The sequence below is a fragment of the Fimbriimonas sp. LA-C6 genome (assembly GCF_055398105.1).
This window is the reverse complement of the sequence record NZ_AP038796.1, coordinates 2,543,406-2,563,562: the sequence shown is the minus strand read 5'-3', so window position 1 is coordinate 2,563,562 and position 20,157 is coordinate 2,543,406. Positions and strand designations below refer to the sequence as shown.

Sequence of the window (20,157 nt, the reverse complement as noted above, 5' to 3'; positions counted from 1 at the left end):
TTATGAAGCGCTGTACCAAGCTTGCCTTTGCAATCGTCCTGTCCGCCGTCGCTGTACTCCCAGCCGTCGCCCAAGACGCATTCCCCGACAACTCGGCAAACCACTGGGCATACGAAGCGCTCGTGAAGATGAAGAAGGACGGCCTGCTCGTGGGATACCCAGACGGCCTCTTCCGTGGCGGACGACCTGCAAGTCGATATGAGCTAGCCGTAGCCATGCACGCGGCTTACGCTAAGTTGAAGGGTGAAACAGACGGCCTCGACTCGGCTCTGAAACTGCTCTCCGATAAAGTAAACAGTGTCGATCAAGGCGACAAGAGCGACGACATCAAAGCGTTGAAAGATCTGGTTGGCGAGCTTCGCAACTCGGTCGATGGAATGAAGGCCTGGAACGACGACATCAAAGCCCTCCGTCGAGCCTCCGACACCTTTGAAAAAGAACTGGAATCCCTTGGCGTAGACGTTGAGGCCATGAAGAAGAACCTCCTGGACCTCAGCGCACGCGTGACCGCGCTGGAGAAAAAGAAACTCCCCGTCGACATCACTGGTGATATCAACTTTTGGATGGGTGCGGGCAACAGTCGAGACGACTACTACGGCCTCAATAAAGACGGTCGAATTGTTGGCACCTCCGACCACATCGGTCCCGTAGATCCCACCAACCCCGTCCTCAAGCCTGCAGGCCTCACCCAAGACGTTACGATCTTGCACGAAGCCGCTTTCACGCTGAAAAGCACGAACGACGTCGGACTTAAATGGAAAGGCACCTTCGTGATGGGCAACATGATCGGCGGCGCCGACAATGTCAACGGCTTGCCCCAAAGCGGGATTGCCTTCGGGAACAAATCCGACGTCTTCAACCCAACAAACGGCAACTCTGGAGCAGCAGGGCTCTTTGGCTACAACGAAGCCGCAAGCGACTTCTACTTCCAAGACCTCTCGGTCAGTCTCGATGGCAGAGCCAGAGGGGTGAACTACAACGTGGAGGCAGGACGCGTCGGCTACAAACTGAGCCCCTACACCTTCCAACGCCCCGATACAACCTCCTACTTCTCCAATAGTCGATGGGACGATGGCCGGTACACCTTCGATGGTGCCATTCTCGGCTTCGATTTCGGGCCAGCCAAACTCAACGTCTTCGGCGGTCGAAACTCAGGCATCCTCACCAACAAGGGCTATGAGCTCAACCCACTCCGAACAGGTTCGCTCGGCGGCCCCTTCTCGGACTCCTCAGGTGCAGGCGGCGCACGCATGGACATCGACCGATCCCTCGGCATGAATGTCCGCGTCCCCGTCTCCAAAATTGGAGGCGGCCTCAACCTCTCCTACCTATGGCTCGACAGCGATCAAGGCCTTGCCCTCTCGACATCCCAACTGGCCGATCGTCTCACCGTCTTTAGCGCAGATGCCGACGCGAAAATCGGACCGGCACAGGTCTCCGGCGGATACCGAACCTCCAACCTCAAAGGACCACAAGGCACGATCTCAGACACCGACAACAAAGCCTGGAACGCACGCGTCGAGCTGGCAAAGGGCCGCTATGGCGTCTTCGGCGAGTACCGGGAGATCGATGCAAACTACCTAGCGCCCGGCGACTGGGGCCGCATGGGAATCTTGCGAAACCCAACCAACATCAAAGGCTTCTCCCTCGGTGCACACGTAGACCTCAACTCCAAAGTCAGGCTCACCGCGTCGGGCGAGTTCAACAAAGGTGTGAGCGATGCCTATAGCGCGTTCACCAAGTTAGGAACGGACAGCAAAGTCGACACCTATAAATTGAGAATCGACTACAAGGCCAACCAAAAGCTCACCCTCTTCGGCTCTTACGAAGACAGCCGCTTCCGAGATATGGTCGGGACATTCGTTGGCGATCCGCAATATAAGTGGACCACCATCGGCTTCGGATACGGTCTCGGCTCAGCCGCGCGCCTCACCATGCAGTACGAACTGTCGGATATCGACAACGACTACCAAGCAACCGTAGGCGGCAAATTCAAGGGCGGATTCCTGACCACCCAACTGACGCTCAAATTCTAACGTCGCTCATATAAAGGGAAAGCATTATAGGGGTTCTTTGCCAGTACCCCTATAGGTTTTTTTACTTTTTTTCTCACAACCATTGTGTCCCCCTGTCATTTTTGGCATAATGTCATTGGCGCATCAAAGGAATGATCGCGAACGACATTGGCAAGGACGCTGTTAGGACCAGGAAACTCAAGGAAGTTGGCTCTAACAAGACCTTCTCAAGGTCGAACGCTTTAATTCTTTCTTTGCGCTGATACTGCAAGGAAAAACATATGAAGCGAAGTACCAAACTAGCTCTTTCCCTAGCACTGTCTGCGATCATGGTCGCACCAGCGCTGGCACAAGACAACTTCCCAGACGTTCCAGCTAACCACTGGGCATACGAAGCTCTAGCCAAGATGAAGAAGGATGGCCTTCTCGTTGGTTACCCAGACGGTCTCTATCGAGGCGGTCGCCCAGCAAGCCGATACGAGCTCGCTGTTGCAATGCACGCTGTTTACACCAACCTTAAGGGTCTGACCGACGGTCTCGACTCACAGCTCAAGGCTCTTACCGACAAGGTAAACGGTCTTGGCGGTGGCGGCGTCACTCCAGACGACATCAAAGCTCTTAAGGATGCAATCGCAGCCCTTCAGACAGATGTAAGCGGCATGAAGAGCTGGGGCGATGACATCGCTTCGCTCAAGAAGGCAACTGAGACTTTCGACAAGGAACTCAAGAGCCTCGGCGTTGACGTAGAGGCCATGAAGAAAGACCTCGGCGACATCGCTGACCGAGTTAAGAAGCTCGAAGCTCGAAAGCTTCCTGTCAACATCTCCGGTGACGTTAACCTCGTCGTATTCGCTGGCAACAGCCGAGATGACCGACCAGGTCTGACCGTAGACGGTCGAACAACAGGCTTCCCAGACGGAGCACCAGCTGGTCTTACACGAGACCTCGCTATCCTCCACGAGGCTGCAATCAACCTCAGCGGAACCAACGAGACTGGTCCTACATGGGGCGGTACCGTTGTTCTCGGTAACCTGTTCGATGCAAACCCTCTTTCCACCCTTGGTAGCGGCAGCTACACAGAAGGTAAGAGCGATGTGTACCTCAACGACCTTTGGGTTAAGTTCGACACATCCGTAGCAGGCCTCGGCTTCAACGCGACCCTCGGTCGAGTTGGATACAAGGTATCTGAGTACATCCTTCAGCGCCCAATCACCAACAGCTACATCAGCAATGATCGCTGGAGCAACGGCAAGTACACCTTCGACGGTGCAATCCTCGGCTTCAACTTCGGCGCTGCTAAGCTCGATGTATTCGGCGGTAAGAACAGCCAGATCCTTTCGAACAACGGTGCAGAACTCACTCCAATGGTTATCGGCAACGGCCGAGTAGCTGGCGAGAGCGCATTCAGCAACATTGATCGAAGCCTCGGCCTCAACTTCACCACCCCTCTTACAACCAACGGCAACTTGAACCTTGCTTACGTTTGGCTTCAGAAGGATGCTAGCAACCTTCTCGGAACCGGCGCAAACCGACTTGCAGTCTTCGGCGGATCCGCTGACTTCGGCTTCGGCAACATCAAGGTTTCCGGTGGTTACAGCCAGTCCAACCTACAGGCTAACAACTCCAACGTTAACGACACCAAGAACAAAGCTTGGAACGGTAAAGTCAGCTACAGCACCGACAAGTGGGGCGTACAAGCTGGTTACCGCGAAGTTGAGAACAACTACGTTGCTCCAGGCGACTGGGGACGACTCGGTATCGTTCGAAACCCAGCTAACATCAAGGGCTTCAACGTTGGCGCTCACCTGAACATCTCCGACGCACTCACTTTGAGCGCAGGCGGCGAGTTCGACAAGGGTAAGGACTCCATCACTGGTTCCTTGTTCAACACAGACACCAAGATCGACAGCTACAACGTACGACTCGACTATAAGGTCAACTCCAGCCTCGGTGCATACCTCGGCTACGAAGACACCAAGTTCAAGAGCCTCGTCGGTGCAACTGAAGATTCCAAGTATCGATGGACCACCATCGGCTTCAACTACGGCCTCAGCTCTGCTGCCAAGTTGAACCTCCAGTACCAAATCTCCGACGTTTCCAACGAGGCATTCCTCGGCGGCGCGACGAAGTACACTGGCGGCTTCTTCAGCACCCAGCTCACCGTCAAGTTCTAAGCTAACCACTTAGATCTTAAAAAAGCCCCGGCTCCGCAAGGACCGGGGCTTTTTATGTTTTGGCTCCCGGGATCACCGAACACACCCAAGCCCATGCAATTAACTGAACTTGGGCATAACCTCATCACCCACTAAAACGCGTCGAGCTTGAAACACGTAATCAAACTAGGAGACACTGAGCAATATGAGAACACCTTCCAAGAAATCCCTCTTCGTCTGCGCTGGAGTCCTGTGCGTTTCTGCACTCGGATTCGCCCAATTCAAACAGATCCTCAAGATCGTCGGAGTAGGAGCCGCAGTCAAGCAGTTCGGCCCACAGATCAACGACGGAATCAATAAACTCACCAAGCACAAGGACACCGTCAAATTCACCACCAAGGTAGTCCCCATTATCAGCGCCGGACTCGCCAGCCGACAAGCCATTGGTGCCGCTCAAGTTCTCGGACCCAAGGCCGCCGTCGATAAAGTCCAGGCTGTTGCACAGCTCGAACAAGACCTCCTCGGTCGAGAAGTCAAAATCCGAGCCATGGTTCCTGTCTCAAGCAAGGAGTTCTCCGACATCAAGGCAGTCGAAGGTGTCGGCATCAGCGGAATCGTCGATCTCAAACTCTAAGAAGGCGCCGTCACATACAACTGCTGAATAATCTTGGCGATCAGCGCGGTCCACCCTGTCTGGTGGCTCGCACCCAACCCCTTGCCATGATCGCCATGGAAATACTCGCTAAACCAGATCCCCTCTTTCCAATGGGGATCTTGGTTTAGCCGCTCATCCCCGCCATTGCAAGCGCGATTCCCCTTGTCGTCTGGCAAGAACAGATTGAGTAACCGCTTCTCAATCTCCATAGCCACCACATCTAAACACTGCGGCTGCCCATAACCCGGGATCTGAAACTTCATCTCTGGCCCCAAATAGTGGTCGTACTTCTGAAGCGACTCAATCAACAAGTAGTTGATGGGGAACCAAATTGGCCCCCTCCAGTTAGAGTTACCACCAAAGCTCGTGGTCTGAGACTCACCAGGCTCGTAGTCCAACACATACTCGTTCCCACCTGTTCTCAGCACATATGGGTTTTCTAGGTGGTACTTGCTCACCGATCGAATTCCGTAGTCGCTGAAGAACTCCTCCGGATCAAGCATCCGCGACATCAGTCGCTTCAACTGATCAGAACGAACAATCGAAAGCAAAAGCCGATCTCCCTGCCCAGGCCTCTCAATCCTCTCAACACGCTTGGTTAAGTCCTGCCTGTTCTCCAGGAACCACTGCATCCGCTCTCGGAACTTAGGGAATCTCTCAAGATCCGCAGGCTCCAACGTCGCCACGGCAAACAGCGGAATCAGGCCAACGGCCGTACGAATCCGAATCTGCTCGCACTTCCCATCTCGGTGTCTCAGCACGTCGTAGTAGAACCCGTCCTCGTCGTTCCAAAGGTCCAAACCACTCTCGCCTTTATCATTCATCGCGTTCGCGATGTACAGGAAGTGCTCAAAGAACTTAGAGGCAACATCCTCATACGCCTCGTCGTTCCGTGCTAACTCAAGCGAAATCTCCAACATGTTCAAACAGAACATGCCCATCCAGGCCGTCCCGTCCGATTGCTCCAGGAAGCTTCCATCCGGCAACGTCATGTTCCGGTCGAACACACCTATGTTGTCCAGACCCAGGAACCCTCCCCCAAAGATGTTGTTGCCTTCTGTGTCCTTGCGGTTCACCCACCACGTAAAGTTCAGCAACAGCTTGTGGAAAACGCGCTTCAGAAAGTCGATGTCTGGAACCCCTTCCTGCTTCTTCTCAATGCTGTAGATGCGCCATGCCGCCCACGCGTGAACAGGCGGGTTCACATCACTAAAGCTCCATTCATACGCCGCTAGCTGCCCGTTGGTGTGCATGTACCACTCCCGCAGCATCAACAACAGCTGCTCCTTCGCAAACTGAGAGTCGATGATCGACAGCGAGATCGTATGGAATGCCAAGTCCCAAGCGGCAAACCACGGGTACTCCCATGTATCCGGCATGCTGAGAACCTCGGCGGCGTGGAAGTGCTGCCACCCAATGTTTCGATCGCGTCCTGGCGGCGGAGGTGGCTCGCTGGGGTCTCCCAGAAGCCATCTTCTCACGTCCAGATGGTAGTACTGCTTGCTCCAGAGAAGCCCGGCAAAAGCCTGTCGCTGGATCGAGGCAACCGGCTCTGGCAAACCGGGTGAGGTCTCTCGATAGAACTCATCACACTCCTGCTTCCGCCGCTCAAAAACTTCATCAAAGTCGGCAGGAAACGCCTCTGTCTCGCCCACCATCGCAAACTCCACCACCAGACTCTCGCCTGGCTCTACCAATTTGTGGATGTGACCGGCCGCTTTGGTGCCCGTCAGTAAAGGGTTCACCGCCTGCAGGTCTTGATGGATGACGTAACGATGAAACGCATCCTTTACAAACGCCGACCTGTTCGGTGATCCGAAGAGGTGCTGGTAATTCGTCTCGTTCTCTGTGAACAACAGACAGGGACACTCCCGAAACACAATCTGCTTGAGGCCATATCGCGGGTGGTGTACATGAATGCTGTTTCCCCCCGATCGGATCATCGGCTTCGGGGATCCCTCCTGCCAACTCCACGTGTTTCGAAACCAGAAGTGGGGCAGCAAATGTAGTTCAGCCGCTTCGGGACCCCGGTTTACCGCCGTGACACGGCACAAAATTGTGTCCGTCCCAGCCTTCGCATACTCAATGAAAACGTCAAAGTAACGGTCCTCGTCGAAAGCCCCTAGATCCTGAAGCTCCACCTCACTCCGAAGAACACCCGCTTCCCTTGCTGCCTGCTTCAGACGCGCATACGGAAACTCACCTTGCGGGAGTTTGTACAGCATCTTCGCGTATGAGTTAGTAGGTGTCGCGTCAAGATACCAATAGCACTCTTTGACGTCCTCCCCATGATTGCCTTCCGAGTTCGTCAGTCCGAACAGTCGCTCCTTCAAGATCGGATCCTTGCCGTTCCACATAGCAAGGCTCATCTGGAACACACCGTGCCGGTCACCAAACCCGCCAATCCCATCCTCTCCCCAACGGTACGTCCGGTAGATAGCGTCCTCGTGGCTAAAATAGTCCCAGGCATTCCCGTCAGCGCTGTAGTCCTCCCGGACCGTCCCCCATTGGCGCTCACTCAGATAGGTGCCCCATCTTTGCCACGGAGCTTTTTGGGATACGATGGATTGAAGCCGTTCTTTTTCTGGGTTCATTTAACTCTCTCGAACAAGGCACCTACACCAAAGGAATAGCTAACCATACCCACGTCTATGCGCCCTATTTACTTCACTCTAGGCATTGTCTGTATCGGACTGGGATACATAGGCGCAGTGACTCCGCTCATGCCGAGCACTGTCTTCTTCCTCATCGCGCTTTGGTCATTCAAACGAAGTAGCCCCAGGCTGGAAGATTGGCTCCTCAACAAAAGCTTCATCGGCCCCACCCTCACGGACTGGGAGAATGATCGATCTTTAACCCTGCGCACCAAAGTGGTCGCAATCCTTATGGTCTGGCTCAGTATCGGCAGCTCGGTCGCCATCCTCATTGTCCGACACAAGGCGCTGTGGGTCATTTGCCTCCTCCCGTGCATCGCGATCACCCTCACCGTGTACTTGTGGACGAGAAAAACAAAAATTATCGAAAAAAGTGGAACTTGACAGCATAGGACTCACGTTAGATATATTAACAAGAGTCAAGTCATGACTCAGCGAGAATATCATGTTGAGAACACTAACAACCATTCATCCAATGCGTGACCTCAAGACCGTCGAGGAGATGCTCGACCAGATGTTCGGCAACAACTCCAAGCCGAAGCGACCAACCCACACCTTAGCCGTTGACGTCGTCGAGCGCGGAGAGTCATTCGTCGTTACCGCTGCCGTTCCAGGCGTCAGCCCCAAAGACTTGCAAGTGAACATCGAAGAGAACGTCCTCACCATCCGTGGCGAGTCCGTAAGCGGCCGCCCGACGGAAGGAGATAAGGTCTATCTCAGCGAATTGACCTTTGGCGAGTTCAACCGATCCCTCAGGCTTCCTGAAGGACTCGACATCGAAGCTGTCTCTGCAAACTTTGAAAACGGCATCGTTACCATCACACTTCCGAAGCTGCCAGTCCAGAAGCCCCAAGTGATTCGAGTGCCAATTCAAACGAACGCAGAAATTGAGTCGCACGAAGAGACCTCCCAGGAGTAAGATGGGAGAGTTGAATGGAGGGTGATTTTCACCCTCCATTTGATTTATGGCGCGAACCTAACAGAAGGCTGTTACGTCTTGTGCAGAAGCAGCGTCATAAAAGTGTGTTGCGGCGAAGCGTTTGATAGACCTCAATCGTCTGCGAACGTTTCGGGAGAAAAGATTTGATGAAGCGATCAATCGGTAGTTTGCTGCTCGCGATGGCGGCTGTGGGTGTATTCGCACAGGCCAACTTCACTATTGTCCGTCCCGTTGACGGTGCAAAGGTGCGCGAAAAGGTTCGAGTGCTGTTTCCAAAAGGAAGCGTTCCGTCCGGCGGATACGTAGGCATCTTCTTGGATGGAGTACTGATCGACGCTGTCGTTCCTAGTCCAAGCGGAAAATATCTCGAGTACGTGCTTGATACCAAAGCACGCGGTCTCGCAGATTCTGCTCCAGGAAAGCCCCTAAAGCTCGAAGCCAAACTCTATGTCCCTTATAAAGATGATTCCCGCGTCACTCGGGTCTCGTCCGTGGACATCCACATCGGTAACAAAGCCAACATTCCAGTTCCTAACTCTGGAATTAAGCTCCGATACAATTTCAAACCCGGCACGCAGATGATCTATACCTATGAGCAACGCATCGCCATAGACACCATCAGCGAGAGCCAAAACAAACTCGGTGGCAAACCATCCGAGCTTCCTCTGGACTCCGAAACCATCCGACTGCTCTACGCCGTAGACAACACCTACCCAGGCGGTTCGGGCCTTGTCCGCTTGCAAGCACTTCCACAAAAAGGGAAGGACTATGCAATGCTGACGACCACATCAGCAACCGAGCAAAAGCAGTATTTCGACTACATGATGGCTCCGGTCTACATGAAGCTGACCTCAACCGGCCAGGAAGTCTTCGGGTCTGTACCGCTTTACTATCCACTTGAAGGAACATCCGGCCAGGGCAACAGTTTCGATCTGTTCGCAGTCTTCCCACTGCCAACCCTGCCAGAGAAAGCCGTTCGGCCAGGTGACGCATGGCAGTCTCGCTTCCAAAATGGAAAGCTGGACATGACCAAGCTCTTCGAGCAGACCTCTCTCGTAAAATCGTTCCCTGCACGAGGCGAATTCCTCGGCGTGGAGTGGGAGATGGGCCACCCATGCGCCAAGATCCGAAACTCGATCGCAGAAGCCGAGATGAGCATTGAAGACAAGAAACTGATCAAGTCCGGTGCTAACTTTGGCGGCGACAAGATTCAGATGAACGAAGAGATCTGGTTCGCCCTCGATTCACGAAAGATTCTTCGAGTCAAGTCCGATATCCAGATTGAGCAGAAAGTCGAAGGTGGTAGCCTCGGCGGAAACCCACAAGGTGGCCCTCCAGGAGCTACTCCTGGAGGCGCTCCAGGATTGCCTGGAGGCCCACGCAAGGGCGGCAGAGGCGGAAAGGATGACATCGTCCTTCCCGATATGCAGAAAGGTCGCCCAGGCGGACGCCCTGGAATGCAAGGCGCTCCTGGCCCAGCTGGCGGACCACAAGGTCGAGGCGGATTCCCAGGCGGACCTCAGGGTGGATTCCCTGGTAGCAACCGTGGCGGAGCCCCTGCACAAGCACAATATGTGAGGATTCACATCCAGCGCATCTTTACGCTTGAGCAGTAAGGTATCAACTAGTAGGATGCGAAGCCTACTTCCAGCAAAGCGAGTAAGACGAGACTACACCGGAGACCCCGATGAGTTTCGTCTTACTCTTGTAGAACACCTCGAAGAACTCCGAGACCGCATTATCCGGTCACTTCTGATCATCACGTTCTTCTGGATAGTGGGCTGGTACATCCTCCCCCCCATCTACTCCTACCTCAACGACGTTTCCACGAAGGCCATCAAGCCAGTCCTCCCCCCAGGAGCGGACTATCGTGAAGTGGTGCATTCGTTCACGGATGCCTTCATGCTTAAGTTCAAGCTGTCGTTCGTGATCGGCGTAGGGCTCTCCTTCCCATTCCTCATCCTCCAGCTCTGGGCGTTCATCCAACCGGCACTGAAACCAAACGAGGCAAAGCCGCTCCAGCGGCTCGCTCCGGTGAGCGTTGTTTTGTTCCTCACTGGCGCAGGCTTCGCCTGGCTCATTCTCCCTGGAGCCATGAGATGGCTTGCGACCTATGTCGGCGAATTTCCAGGCATCAGCCTCTACCAAGACGCCGGAACCTTCGTGTTCTTTGTGCTCAAAATCTTGATCGCCTTCGGATTCTCCTTTGAGCTTCCGCTCATCGTGTACATCCTCGGTGCCCTAGACCTCCTTAGCGCGGAAACGCTCCTCAAATACTGGCGACAGTCCGCAACGGCGATCTTCGTGATCGCCATGATCGTTACGCCGAGCCAAGACCCTGCCACCATGCTTGCGATGGCCATCCCGCTCTGCCTTCTCTTCATGGGCAGCGTGTACGTCGTCAAGTTCACTCAAGGCAAACGTAAGAAGGCGAGAATCATCCAAGAGGATTCGATTGAATGATCAGGCCAGCGCATTCCTAGACTCCCGCGTAGCGGAACAGATCGCTCACGTTGAAGAAGTGCTGCCCCGAGAGGCCGTGTACGGAGACATCCAAAGTCCCGTACACCCCCTCCTCCAAGAGCGTATGGACCTGCTGGGCGTCCAAAACCTCTTCCAACACCAGGCAGCAGCCTACGACGCCGTCATGGCCGGACGAGACGTCATGGTCACTACCGGTACCAACTCGGGCAAGACCCTCTGCTACAACCTGCCGGCCCTCCAGATGTCTCTCACCGAGCCATCCTGCCGCTGCCTCTACCTGTTCCCGACCAAAGCCCTCGCCCAAGACCAGCTCTCACGCCTAGAAAAACTGGCTCCGCCGCAAGTAAGAATTGGCGCCTACGACGGCGACACCCCCCAGTCTCAACGCAGCAGCATTCGGAAACTGGCCGACATCGTCCTCACCAACCCCGACATGCTCCACATAGGCATCCTGCCGGGCCACGAGAACTGGGTGAAGTTCCTCAAATCTATCCGCCTTATCGTCATCGACGAAATGCACGTGTACCGAGGCGTCTTTGGATCTAACGTCGCCGGTATCATCCGCAGACTCCTCCGGCTCTGTGAATGGCACCGAACCCGACCCCAAATCGTCGGCTGCAGCGCCACTATCGGCAACCCAGAAGAGCTCTTCGAGAAGCTCACGGGCCGCAAACCACTTCTCATCGACCAAGACGGCTCCCCGAGCGGCAAACGCACCTTCGTGTTCTGGAACCCACCCCAAATAGGCTCCGGCCAACGCCTCAGCGCAAACGTCTCCACCAGCGAGATCGTCGCCATGCTCGCCGAGACCAACCAGAAGACCCTCGCCTTCAGCAGATCCCGAGTAGGAGCCGAACTGGTGCTCCGCTACACCCGCAAGAAGCTTAAAGAAGACGGCCAGATCAAGCCCGAAGCCATCGAAAGCTACCGAGCTGGATACACACCCAAAGAACGGCGAACCATCGAAAAGGCGCTCCATAACGGCTCCCTTATGGCCCTTAGCGCCACCAATGCCATGGAGCTTGGTGTCGATGTGGGTGGCCTGGATGCCGTCGTGCTTAACGGATACCCCGGCACCTCCAGTAGCTTCTGGCAACAAGCCGGACGCGCCGGAAGAGGCACCCGCGACGGGCTCGCTGTATACGTGGCACACGACGATCCTCTCGAGCAGTATCTCATCCGCCAACCCGGCATGCTGCTCAATAGTCGAAACGAAAACGTCAGCCTCAACCCCGCCAACCCTCAGATCCTCTCCCAACAGCTCCTCTGTGCTGCCCACGAGCGGCCCATCGCCCCAAGCGAACTCGAACGGTTCGGAGACATCGCACTCGAAGTCGCCGAAAGCCTCGACCGAAGCGGCGAGCTCCAGTTCAAAAGCGGCCTCTTCTTCTACCCCTCCTTCGACCCACCCGCCCCCAAAGTCAACATCCGAGGCAGCGGCGGGGAGACCGTCCGGCTGTACCTCGAAGGGGAGGAAATGGGCTCCATGGAGAAATGGCGCGCCATGACTAGCGCCCACGAAGGCGCGGTTTACCTCCACCGAGGAGCGGGTTTCATGGTTGTCAGCCTGGACCTTGTTGCTGCACGTGCTGAAGTTGTCCCCTTCGAGGCCGACTACTACACCCAGTCCATTGTCCGATCCGTGCTCGACCCCCTCTTCGAGATCCGGGTGTCCGACCAGCTCACGAATAAGACAAGCCTCATCAGCGTCTCCGTCACAGACTCGGTGGAAGCCTTCAAGAAGAAGTCCCTGGATGGCGACACCGTGCTCAGCATCGAGGACCTAGACCTGCCGCCTCAGACCTTCGAGACCGTCTGTGTCCGCATCGACCTCCCCAATCTCTGGACCGACGATGAAATGGCCGAAGCCATTGGGGCCATCCACGGCGTAGAACACGCTCTCATGGCCGTTGCCCCCCTCTTCGCAGGCTGCGACCGAGGCGACATCGGAAGCGCCTGGTACACCATCTTCCCGGACACGATGCGCGCAGCCGTATTCGTGTTCGACCGCACCCCCGGCGGTGTCGGACTCTGCGAGAAGCTGTTCGAGAACCTAACCCCCTGGCTCCGCGCCGCCCTGGACCTCGTGGCAAGCTGCGAATGCACTGAAGGCTGCCCCGCCTGCCTCCTCAGCGCTCGCTGCGAAGTGGGCAACGAGGCCCTGGACAAACCGGGCACTATCCGACTTCTAAAGGCACTTCTACCCTAGTAGTTCGAGCCGCTCGTTTCCTTCGCCAGCTCCAAGTGCCCAGTAGCCGGGCCCACCACCATGATCAGCCCCGTCATGGTCTTTTTGGAAGCATTCGGCCGCAGAGGAATCGTCGTCGAGAAGGGTTTTTTCAGTTCATCACTCGGAATAAAAGCAAGGTTGGGGTTGCGCTTGTCCGCGCCGCCGTTGTCGTCAATCGTCACCGACTGGGATTCCAACACCACTGACCCATTCTTCAGACTCCAAACACCTGTGATGTCCAGCTTTTGCTGCTCGGCTTCCAAGTGGAAGGCAAACCGGTTCTTGGTTGCATAGAGCTGTAGCGCGGCTTTCATGCCGAAGCTCTGCGGGTTCTTCACTCCCTCCGCGTGATCCACCACGAACTTCCCGGTCCATTGGCCGAGAAACGGAAGGCGGTCGCGGTTGCCACAGCCTGCAGCCAAGCTAGCAGTTGCGACGAGGGCCAAGAAGATTCGGGTGGGTTTCATGTTCCTTTTGTGTTTCCAAACAGGTCGATGTGGAGGCGCCCCGTAAGACGCCAATTGCGCTTCATGCAGGGTTCAACCAACAGCTTCGCGCGGCGATGCAATGTCTCTGAATCCGTGCCCTCGGGCATCAGCAAAACTCGATTCGGATGGACACCTTTCAACTGAGAAAGCAGCTCTTCAATCTCTTCCAGATCCGCTCCGGACTCCGGATTGATTACAAATTTAAGCTGATAGTTGTACTTATCGATCAATTCTTGAAGAACGGGCAAATTGAGCCGCGCCTTCTCATGACGCTCCTTCCAACTCGCATCCTCCGGGGTAGAGTGCGCCAATTTGGGACTGATGCTCATCAGATCGCACGGCAGCTCCTGAAAAAGCGTGCCTGCTGTCTCAATTGTGATAGTTTTTCTATGTTTCTTAAACAAATCCGCAAGAGTAACAGTGGAGTCGAACAGCATCGGCTCCCCGCCTGTGATCACCACATGATCCAACTGGTGGCCCAGAACTTCCTGATGAATATCCACCACATCCCGCACTGGCCCCTCGGGGTTCCAGCTGGCATAGGGGGTGTCACACCAGACGCACCGTAGGTTGCAGCCGCTTACTCGCACAAAGCTGGAGGGGACACCTGTCCAGATACCTTCGCCTTGGATGCTGGCGAAGATTTCAGAGATACGGAGTCGGTCGGGTGTGCTGGACAAGTCCCTTAGAGTGTACTCAGATGCGCCAAAGCGGGGTCGTTCATGCCTAGCGACTCAAACGCCTTCTTCCGGATGATGCAAGCATCGCACCGACCACAAGCCCGTCCCAAATCGTCAGGGTCATAGCAAGAGTGGGTCAGGCCGTAATCGACTCCCAATGCCAACCCTTCCTCAATGATCTGCGCCTTCGTCAGCTCAATCAGAGGAGCGTGAATCTTAAGCGTGCTTCCCTCCACGCCTACCTTAGTGGCCAGCTGCGCCATCTTTTCAAACGCCGCAATGTACTCAGGTCGGCAGTCTGGGTAGCCGCTGTAGTCCACCGCATTGACCCCTACAAAGATGTCGTCCGCTTTCAGCACTTCCGCATAGCCCAGGGCAATGGAGAGCATCACCGTGTTCCTTGCGGGAACGTACGTCACAGGGATATCGGCCATCTGGCTCTCGTCCCGGTCTTTGGGGACCTCGATGTTGTCCGTGAGTGCCGAGCCTCCAATCACATTGAGCTCAACCGACACAAACTTATGCTCCGCCGCCCCAAGCGCATGGGAGACCTTTTTCGAGGCCTCAATCTCCGCCAAGTGCCGCTGACCGTACAGAACGGTTAAAGCATAAACGTCAAAGCCTTGGCTCTTGGCCATCGCAAGGACCGTCGCAGAATCAAGTCCACCACTAAGAAGAACCACGCACTTAGCCATCCCTTAGAAGTTACCCCTCTGTTGGAAAATTCCCCTGATTTCAAAATTTTTCAGTGATATTCGGTTTTCAAAGGGCTTTGTGAGCTGTTGCCTTGTGTGTGATGTTACGGAACGGGTTTTGGTGGGGTAGGGATTTGGGCTGGGTTTGAACCTGGGGTTTGGGGGTTTGTTGTCTTTGGTTGAGGGGTTTGGGTGGTTGGGGTGGGGGTGTTGGAAAGGAAAAAAGAGTACTTTAATTTGCCATTTTTTGGGTGTTTTTTTTGGGTTTTTAGTGGAAATCCGTCAGCTTTTGATGGGGCGGATTTTGATGTTTCGGAAGGCCACTGATCCGTGGTCGCCTTGGATGCCGATGGTGCCTTTGGTGAGTTTTGCGAACTCTGGGTAGGCGGAGAATTTGCTCTTGGCGACTCTTGCCCAGAAGTCGGGGCTTCCGAGGACGTATTCGTAGTACTTCACGTTGTTGATCTTGGTCCAGCACTTCTTGGGGCTGATCAGCAGGTGCATGTGGTTCCATTCGCCTGCGGGCTTGGCGGCGTCTAATTTGGAGTCGTATAGCTCGTAGAGGTAGCCGGTGATCTGCTCCCCTTTCGCTGCGGGGTGGTCGTAGATTTGGACTTCGGGGCCGGAGAACCACATGGCTCCGCCTGTATCCGCGCAGTGGAACATCACGCCGCTGTTCTGGCCTTTGCCGATGTTGAAGTCCAGGGTTAGCTCGAACCAATCGTATTTGTCGTCGGTGACGATGTCGCCAGAGTTTTCGGGGTCTGAGACGATGAGAGCGCCGTCTTTTACCACCCACCCTGGGTGAACGCCTTTCTCTTTGAAGTTGTGCCAGCCGTTGGTGGTCTTGCCGTCGAACAGGAGCTTCCAGCCCTGCCGGACCTCTCTGGGGGAGAGGGTGTTGTCGGTTTGGAGAAGAGCGGCGGCGGCGAGTGTGGCGAGCATGGGTTGATTATGGTCGGGTCAGCGCCAACGGCGCGGAAGCGAGCAGGCCTAGGAGAAGTCCCACCCAGGTCCGAGGGCTGAAGGCACGCCCCATCGACATGCCGCCCAATGCCTGGACGACGGCCCCCGAATATCCCATCAATCCCACACGTACCGTTCGTCCCACCTAATCCCAAACTGCGTGAGGATCTGCCAGTACTCCTCCTGAAACGACACCTTCCGGTGGTGCTCTTCTTGCGAGTCGATGTAATGAATCAGCCCATCCAAATCCGACGGACCGAGGGAGAACGCTCCGTACCCACGTTGCCACGAAAACCCGGCCAACGAGGGCGATTGCGGCTTCATCCACTTCGACGAAGCCGTCTTGATCTCTTCAATCAGGCTCGACATCGCCCGGGTCCGGCCTAACTGAACGGCCAGGTGGACGTGGTCCGCAACCCCACCGACGCGGTAACAGTGACAATCCGCGTTCCGAACCACCGTCGCAAGATAAGCATGAAGCCGGGGGCGGACCTCCGGGTCTATGAGAGGTGCCTGGTCCTTGGTGCTGAACACGATGTGCGTGAGCAGATAAGCATGTGATTGCGGCATAGCGATAACCGGGGTCTTCAGCCCCGTCGGCAATCGTAGCATAGGCGGCATACCAATAGACCGTGCCTTCAGCCCTCAGCCCTATCTGGCGCATTTGCGCCAGTCTGGGGGTTCTGGTTGATGGTTGGTAGCGTGGTCGATGGGTCGTGCCTTCAGCCCTTGGGGGTGATTGGGGCTCTTCCTAGGCCTACGCTTCGCTCAGCCTAGGCTCTTATGAGGTCGCGCCGTTGGCGCTGTCGGGGGGACGAGACAGCTATGTCAATCACCGTGCAAACCGCACTACGCACGGTGACGGTGTTTGTCCAAAAGACTCAGAAGGTTCCCGCCACTCAGCAAGGTCAATGGCTTGCCCTTAGCAAATTCGTAGGCGTCTGGGCCGTAATACTGCATCCTTTGAAGCGAGACAACACGAATTGAGAATGGAGTTGGACACTAAGTTACGGGTTTTAAGAGGGGCATCGAAAATTGAGTCGACCGTAGTTCCGCACCAGTAAACACAATCAAGTAATTAAAACCAGGTTATAAAGCACCTGGACACAATCTAATCAACTGCCAGAAGTCTTGGTAAAAACTTCGTTACCGTCATCTTTGCGCGTGACTTTCTGTATACAGCACCTAAACGCAAAGGTATAATCGAGTTGGTTGGGCACTGCGACACCTCCTGCGCCAAATACGGCACAAGCGGTGTGCGCGTGGTTCTTTCCCGCATGGGACGTTCTTAAGCCGACTCACAGGAAGGCGCCAACTCAGGCAAGTTCATTGACATTGTTGCGGCCAAGGTTGAAGATGCTTTGCAAGTCTCTCTGAGATTAGTAAATTCTTTCGAATATTTCGATAGTGACATCGCCACTGAGGCAGCGTTTATTGCAGGTGCAAGCCCGAGGTCGTTTAGACTTCCCGCTCTGCTAGTGATAGGAATTCTCCAAGATCTAGTCGGTGGCCAAAAGAGCTTGCGGGTAACCATATGAGTAAAAACATTCGAAAACCAGACCTACAGTATTTCGCTCTCGTCACATCATTTACAAATTGACCCACACGTGGAAACGCGGAGGGATAGCGAAGAAGAAGTGATGTGATAGGCTGCGCACGCCGCCTGTGCCGTAATTGGCGCAGGTGGTGTCGCAGCCCCCAGGCAGAAGATGCTTTGCTAATCTCTCTGAGATTAGTAAATTCTTTCGATTATTTCGATAGTGACATCGCCACTGAGGCAGCGTACAATGCAAGGAAAAGCCCGAGGTCGTTTAGACTTCCCGCTCTGCTAGTAATAGGAATTCTCCAAAATCTAGTCGGTAGCCAAAACATGGGGCATTACATAGGTCAGGTATCATGCTAGCGGTACTTGGCCTTGGGTGTCGTATGAGTCTTCTCAATGAAGTTTGTTCAGAAGCGTCGCTTCACAGATCGCTAGTGAAGATCCTTAGTAAGACTTCCTCGAATCGCTTGCTGGGACAAATTCAAGCAGATCCCGTTGGTGAAATAGCGAAGATAAGCTCTGAACTACTTAGCGATGATTACGAATTTAATTACTTAGGCTTTCTTATCCCCCAAGAGAGATTCACACTGTCTGAGAATGTTTGGCCCGAACTTAATCCAGACCCTGCAATAAGTAAGCTTCGCGGTGTTACAACAATCTCTGACAAAGACCGAATCGTGCAGCTTTCAATGCTGCGAACCCTAGATGATCATATTGGCCCAAAGATTACAAATGAGATTTCATACGGTCAGAAGAGGAGAGCGGGTGAAGACGGCAAAGCCATTCAAGATCTCGCCAATCGATTAGGGAAGGCAAGAAAAGAAAAGAGAGCATCCATTCTTCGGATTGATATCGAAAAGTTCTTCCCTTCGATTGATAGGGAGATCTTGAACTCCCAACTGTCCTTCTATCTTCCAGACCAATCTCTGAGCAACCTAATAACTAAATTCCTTAGTGGAAAGATGCGTTTTGCCGACGGGGTCGAACCAGAGCAGAAAGAGATTTTCTGGAAAAATGAACGAGGTGTTCCCCAAGGCACCTTACTTGCTTCTCTATTGTCCTCGCTATATCTTCATGAATTTGATTTATGGTTATCCGAAAAGGAGTTAACGGCGTTTAGATACGTAGACGATCTAGTGATTGTCTGTGATTCTGGCGATCCGAGCTCTCTGTACTTTGAGATTAAAGAGAGGCTTGGTGTCCTCAATTTGAGCATTCCAGAATTAGGTGATCAGCAAACATCAAAGTGCTCCATTATCTCCCCAGATTCCGATCTTGAGGTGGTTGGTTTTCGCATTACTCCAGAAGGAAAAATCTTCCCCTCGAAAGGTGGAGAAGAAAGAATTGTTCGTAAGTTTGTCCTGAGCTTCCTCAACAAAGAAGAACAGTTTCTAGATGGTTTTTCCAAGAACTCATACATTGCCAGCCAGAGGATAACGAGCTTCCACCGAGTATTCTCCCCTGTCGTTCGGTCAAAAAAGTATTGGGGGGAATTTGATAAGCGAATCTCGATATGTGCCTCGCGAATTGCTGGAAAATCAGAGGCACTGCGAAGGATGAAATTTCATCAAAATCGCCGCGAATGTATCACGTTCATGGGCGTTCCGAGATTGGCGAATGAGCCATTAAGTCCGATGGTAAGAATGCGCTATGACGAGGCTGAAGCCTTGCTTAATGACTACTATGCTGGAGGCATGTTTGATGTCGAATAGCGGATTACGCTCACCGCCTGAGACAGATTGTGCCTTTGAAATAGATCGAAACATCGCTCTTTCTGCCATGTAAGCCAGCGATAAAAATGGCGACGGTGTCAGCATTTACGCTTGGGACAGCTGGCTCACTCAGATTACTCTCTGACGTACAACTCTCGGCACGCTCCTACTTTGCAAATGTCGCCACCTTTGTATCAAATTGGAACCCATTCCCTCTCCAGCGCCAACGGTGCGACCTCATAAAAGCCTAGGCTGAGCGTAGCGTAGGCCTAGGAACACGCCCCAGTCACCCACCCAAGGGCTGAAGGATCGGGCCATCGCCATGCCGTCTATGCTACGATTGCGGACGGGGGCTGAGGGGTCAAGTTGGGGTTGGGGGAGTTACGATGGGTTTGATGGAACGGGCCTTCTGCTGTTGAACCTCGTTGGCGGCGAAGAGATTCGCTTTGGCGAGAGGTTCGGAAGGTACTGTCTGATGCTTGGTAGCGAGTTTGATGGGGCGTGCTTTCAGCCCTTGGACCTGATTGGGGCTTTTCCTAGGCCTACGCTACGCTCAGCCTAGGCTTGTATGAAGTCGCGCCGTTGGCGCTGGGGGAGTAGTTGATGTGCAACGTGTTTTGTTGCTCATCACATCTGCGATTGGAGGACTATTCGTTTAGCTCTTTGACATCGTTGGCGCTGAGGAAATGGCTTGTCGATAGAGCGTACCTTCAGCCCTTGGAACTGGTAGGGCTCCTCCAAGGCCTGCGCTTTGCTTCAGTCTGGGTTCTTACGAAGTTGCGCCGTTGGCGCTGGTGAGGGGTGGGTTGTGGTTGATGGTTGGCGGCTTGATCGATAGGGCGTGCCTTCGGCCCTCGGACCTTATTGGGGCTTTTCCTAGGCCTGCGCTTTGCTCCAGCCTAGGCTTTTATGAGGTCGCGCCGTTGGCGCTATCGGAGGATG

Annotated in this window: 16 protein-coding genes; 10 read left to right on the top strand and 6 right to left on the bottom strand. The window is 54.3% G+C overall.

Translation table 11 applies throughout. The annotated features are described in order from the left end of the window. The first annotated feature begins 2 nt into the window (after positions 1–2). The 3 genes from ACZ51B_RS11880 (at position 3) to ACZ51B_RS11870 (ending at position 4,802) form a co-directional block, all read left to right on the top strand. Entirely contained in the window at positions 3–2,036 is a 2,034-nt protein-coding gene (locus ACZ51B_RS11880) for an S-layer homology domain-containing protein (protein ID WP_464293544.1), read from the top strand. 260 nt (positions 2,037–2,296) lie between these two features. Continuing rightward, positions 2,297–4,189: an S-layer homology domain-containing protein gene (locus ACZ51B_RS11875; RefSeq protein WP_464293543.1), complete on the top strand. Its 1,893-nt coding sequence runs from the start codon at positions 2,297–2,299 to the stop codon at positions 4,187–4,189. 184 nt (positions 4,190–4,373) lie between these two features. Then, complete coding sequence (locus ACZ51B_RS11870) at positions 4,374–4,802, top strand: hypothetical protein (RefSeq protein ID WP_464293542.1); 429 nt, start codon at positions 4,374–4,376, stop codon at positions 4,800–4,802. Here ACZ51B_RS11870 and ACZ51B_RS11865 read toward each other — a convergent pair. Next, positions 4,799–7,417, bottom strand: coding sequence for an MGH1-like glycoside hydrolase domain-containing protein (locus tag ACZ51B_RS11865; RefSeq protein ID WP_464293541.1), 2,619 nt, complete (start codon positions 7,415–7,417; stop codon positions 4,799–4,801). The genes ACZ51B_RS11870 and ACZ51B_RS11865 overlap by 4 nt on opposite strands. Before the next feature lie 57 nt (positions 7,418–7,474). Here ACZ51B_RS11865 and ACZ51B_RS11860 point away from each other — a divergent pair, with 57 nt between their 5' ends. The 5 genes from ACZ51B_RS11860 to ACZ51B_RS11840 all read left to right on the top strand — a co-directional run bounded on the left by ACZ51B_RS11860 (position 7,475) and on the right by ACZ51B_RS11840 (position 13,110). Beyond that, entirely contained in the window at positions 7,475–7,861 is a 387-nt protein-coding gene (locus ACZ51B_RS11860) for a YbaN family protein (RefSeq protein WP_464293540.1), read from the top strand. Positions 7,862–7,922: 61 nt separating this feature from the next. Further along, complete coding sequence (locus ACZ51B_RS11855) at positions 7,923–8,396, top strand: Hsp20/alpha crystallin family protein (protein WP_464293539.1); 474 nt, start codon at positions 7,923–7,925, stop codon at positions 8,394–8,396. A 167-nt stretch (positions 8,397–8,563) separates the two neighbouring features. Continuing rightward, complete coding sequence (locus tag ACZ51B_RS11850; RefSeq protein ID WP_464293538.1) at positions 8,564–10,033, top strand: hypothetical protein; 1,470 nt, start codon at positions 8,564–8,566, stop codon at positions 10,031–10,033. A 16-nt stretch (positions 10,034–10,049) separates the two neighbouring features. After that, on the top strand, positions 10,050–10,880 hold the full coding sequence (gene tatC / locus ACZ51B_RS11845; protein WP_464293537.1) for a twin-arginine translocase subunit TatC: 831 nt from the start codon (positions 10,050–10,052) through the stop codon (positions 10,878–10,880). Further along, positions 10,873–13,110, top strand: coding sequence for a DEAD/DEAH box helicase (locus tag ACZ51B_RS11840; RefSeq protein WP_464293536.1), 2,238 nt, complete (start codon positions 10,873–10,875; stop codon positions 13,108–13,110). The genes tatC and ACZ51B_RS11840 overlap by 8 nt, the downstream gene beginning before the upstream one ends. Here ACZ51B_RS11840 and ACZ51B_RS11835 read toward each other — a convergent pair. The 5 genes from ACZ51B_RS11835 to tnpA form a co-directional block, all read right to left on the bottom strand. Then, on the bottom strand, positions 13,107–13,598 hold the full coding sequence (locus ACZ51B_RS11835; protein WP_464293535.1) for a hypothetical protein: 492 nt from the start codon (positions 13,596–13,598) through the stop codon (positions 13,107–13,109). The two genes, ACZ51B_RS11840 and ACZ51B_RS11835, sit on opposite strands and share 4 nt — an antisense overlap. Beyond that, the gene (locus ACZ51B_RS11830) at positions 13,595–14,299 is read right to left on the bottom strand and encodes a 7-carboxy-7-deazaguanine synthase QueE (protein ID WP_464293534.1); all 705 of its coding nucleotides are present in this window, start codon (positions 14,297–14,299) and stop codon (positions 13,595–13,597) included. Before ACZ51B_RS11830 ends, ACZ51B_RS11835 begins: the two co-directional genes overlap by 4 nt. 5 nt (positions 14,300–14,304) lie before the next feature. Beyond that, positions 14,305–14,994 carry a 7-cyano-7-deazaguanine synthase QueC gene (gene queC / locus ACZ51B_RS11825; RefSeq protein WP_464293533.1) on the bottom strand — a complete coding sequence of 230 codons (690 nt, stop codon included), beginning with the start codon at positions 14,992–14,994 and terminating at the stop codon, positions 14,305–14,307. Positions 14,995–15,276: 282 nt separating this feature from the next. Then, entirely contained in the window at positions 15,277–15,939 is a 663-nt protein-coding gene (locus ACZ51B_RS11820) for a 3-keto-disaccharide hydrolase (protein ID WP_464293532.1), read from the bottom strand. 138 nt (positions 15,940–16,077) lie between these two features. Continuing rightward, positions 16,078–16,530 (bottom strand): IS200/IS605 family transposase, encoded by a 453-nt coding sequence (gene tnpA, locus ACZ51B_RS11815; protein WP_464293531.1) that lies wholly within the window; start codon positions 16,528–16,530, stop codon positions 16,078–16,080. Between the two features lie 255 nt (positions 16,531–16,785). On the opposite strand from tnpA, the gene ACZ51B_RS11810 reads away from it, so the two are divergent. Next, positions 16,786–16,947: a hypothetical protein gene (locus tag ACZ51B_RS11810; protein WP_464293530.1), complete on the top strand. Its 162-nt coding sequence runs from the start codon at positions 16,786–16,788 to the stop codon at positions 16,945–16,947. 990 nt (positions 16,948–17,937) lie between these two features. Beyond that, positions 17,938–19,215 (top strand): reverse transcriptase domain-containing protein, encoded by a 1,278-nt coding sequence (locus ACZ51B_RS11805; RefSeq protein ID WP_464293529.1) that lies wholly within the window; start codon positions 17,938–17,940, stop codon positions 19,213–19,215. Positions 19,216–20,157: the final 942 nt, after the last annotated feature.

Excerpts from the sequence above, each read along its gene's own strand:
- ACZ51B_RS11850 (WP_464293538.1), top strand. The coding sequence starts at position 8,564 with ATGAAGCGATCAATCGGTAGTTTGCTGCTCGCGATGGCGGCTGTGGGT.
- ACZ51B_RS11860 (WP_464293540.1), top strand. The coding sequence starts at position 7,475 with ATGCGCCCTATTTACTTCACTCTAGGCATTGTCTGTATCGGACTGGGA.
- ACZ51B_RS11820 (WP_464293532.1), bottom strand. The coding sequence starts at position 15,939 with ATGCTCGCCACACTCGCCGCCGCCGCTCTTCTCCAAACCGACAACACC.
- tatC (WP_464293537.1), top strand. The coding sequence starts at position 10,050 with ATGCGAAGCCTACTTCCAGCAAAGCGAGTAAGACGAGACTACACCGGA.
- tnpA (WP_464293531.1), bottom strand. The coding sequence starts at position 16,530 with ATGCCGCAATCACATGCTTATCTGCTCACGCACATCGTGTTCAGCACC.
- ACZ51B_RS11810 (WP_464293530.1), top strand. The coding sequence starts at position 16,786 with ATGTCAATCACCGTGCAAACCGCACTACGCACGGTGACGGTGTTTGTC.
- ACZ51B_RS11835 (WP_464293535.1), bottom strand. The coding sequence starts at position 13,598 with ATGAAACCCACCCGAATCTTCTTGGCCCTCGTCGCAACTGCTAGCTTG.
- ACZ51B_RS11880 (WP_464293544.1), top strand. The coding sequence starts at position 3 with ATGAAGCGCTGTACCAAGCTTGCCTTTGCAATCGTCCTGTCCGCCGTC.
- ACZ51B_RS11865 (WP_464293541.1), bottom strand. The coding sequence starts at position 7,417 with ATGAACCCAGAAAAAGAACGGCTTCAATCCATCGTATCCCAAAAAGCT.
- ACZ51B_RS11855 (WP_464293539.1), top strand. The coding sequence starts at position 7,923 with ATGTTGAGAACACTAACAACCATTCATCCAATGCGTGACCTCAAGACC.
- ACZ51B_RS11870 (WP_464293542.1), top strand. The coding sequence starts at position 4,374 with ATGAGAACACCTTCCAAGAAATCCCTCTTCGTCTGCGCTGGAGTCCTG.
- ACZ51B_RS11875 (WP_464293543.1), top strand. The coding sequence starts at position 2,297 with ATGAAGCGAAGTACCAAACTAGCTCTTTCCCTAGCACTGTCTGCGATC.
- queC (WP_464293533.1), bottom strand. The coding sequence starts at position 14,994 with ATGGCTAAGTGCGTGGTTCTTCTTAGTGGTGGACTTGATTCTGCGACG.